General features: G+C 31.1%; 2 protein-coding genes. Both read left to right on the top strand.

Going from position 1 to position 1803, the window contains the following annotated elements; genetic code table 11:
* Positions 1-273: 273 nt before the first annotated feature.
* On the top strand, positions 274-615 hold the full coding sequence (locus GJV76_RS15465; protein WP_155093478.1) for a cupin domain-containing protein: 342 nt from the start codon (positions 274-276) through the stop codon (positions 613-615).
* 192 nt (positions 616-807) lie between these two features.
* On the top strand, positions 808-1746 hold the full coding sequence (locus GJV76_RS15460) for an MBL fold metallo-hydrolase (RefSeq protein ID WP_155093477.1): 939 nt from the start codon (positions 808-810) through the stop codon (positions 1744-1746).
* Positions 1747-1803 lie beyond the last annotated feature (57 nt).

The raw sequence follows: 1803 nt of genomic DNA, 5'->3' as shown, positions 1-1803 counted from the left end.
GTTACAAGTGAAACTTTTTTTAGTATTTCTGATATCACACTCCTTCCCTACCTTACTTACACCAGTAATAATGCATTTAATTCCTTTAACAAGATTCTTTATACTATATATAGTATAGTACACATCTAAACTAACATCTTATTCTACTATTAGTATTCTCATACCTTATAAGGTCCATTAAATCTTTCACAACTACCACTAACATAATTAAATAAACAACTAAATACCACAAAGTAATTCACTAACTTTATATAGAATTTAAAAATAAGAGTTATGGATAAAGCGAATATTTTAGAGAACCTAACTTATGGCGATAGTAAACCAGCGATAGCTATATTGATTGACAACGCAGCGACAAAAGAGATACGAATCGCTTTTAAAAGTGGACAAGAGATGAAAGAACACAAAACAAAGTTCCCCATAGTTGTACATATTATAAAGGGCAACATTGATTTTGGTGTAAACAGTGAGCGATATAACTTAAAAGAAGGAGATATAATCACTCTTGAGCCTAATGTACCACACGATTTACTAGCTAAAGCAGACAGTATAGTAAGATTAACTTTAAACAAATCTGATACAATTTCGAGGGTTGAGAAAGTAATTAACAGCTAATTACAAATGATACGAATAATGATCTTACAAGATTTACCAATATATAAGGTGTAAAGTACAATAAACCCATTGCTACTCTACACCTTTTTCCTTTTAAATACAAGGTCAAAGCTACAGAGAGCAACCGAAACATCTTGTTAAATCACGCATAGAAAGACAAATAATCTCTACTTTTGTAAAAAAACAATCACAATGAAAAAAATATTATTGAGTATATTTATTTTAATTAGCACACTCACTTATTCACAAAAACTTGAAATTATTCCCTTAGGTGTATATGGTGGAGGGATTGAAAGTAATCTATCCTCATATTTAATAGGTATAGAAAATAGCAAGAGCTATATTTCCTTAGATGCAGGCACGATACGAGCAGGAATAAACAAAACAATTGAATACAATACATTTGATGATACAACTGAAAACATCTTACAGAATTATATCAAAGGTTATTTTATAACTCATGGCCACCTAGATCATCTTGCTGGTTTAATCATTAATTCTCCAGATGACAGTAGTAAACCAATTTACGGATTACCATTTGTTATTGATGTTTTCAAAAACAATTACTTCAAAAATGCATCTTGGGCAAACTTCGGTAATGAAGGAGAAAAACCTATTATCGGAAAATACATATATCACAAGCTAACTCCATTTCGCACTTTTAAACTTGAAAACACCACTTTATCAGCGGAAGTATTTGAATTAAGCCATGTAAATCCACAAAAAAGTTCAGCTATATTAATTCAAAACAATGATGAATATGTACTATACTTTGGAGACACTGGCGCTGATAGAATAGAAAAGTCTGACAACCTAAATAGAATATGGGAATACATTGCCCCATTAGTTAAGAATAGAAACTTACAAACCATACTCATTGAGGTTTCTTTTCCAAACTCACAGCCAGAAGATAAACTATTTGGCCACCTAACACCTAACCTATTAAATGAAGAATTAACTAAATTAGCTCAATATACGGATAGTCAAACCCTAAAAGACTTAAACATAATTGTTACACACTTAAAGCCAGTAGGCAATCAAATAGAAACAATCAAGCAGGAACTTGAACAAAACAATCCACTTCAAGTAAAATACATATTTCCAGAACAAGGGAAGAAAATTTCACTATAAAAAAAGCCAATCTAATGATGGACTGACCCCAAAAAGTTGGACGAAGTTATGCAATCT

The sequence above is a fragment of the Myroides albus genome (assembly GCF_009711045.1).
In the GTDB taxonomy this organism is placed as follows: Bacteria; Bacteroidota; Bacteroidia; order Flavobacteriales; family Flavobacteriaceae; genus Flavobacterium; species Flavobacterium album_A.
The sequence above is the reverse complement of the archived record's forward strand: the minus strand, read 5'-3'. Positions and strand labels throughout refer to the sequence as shown.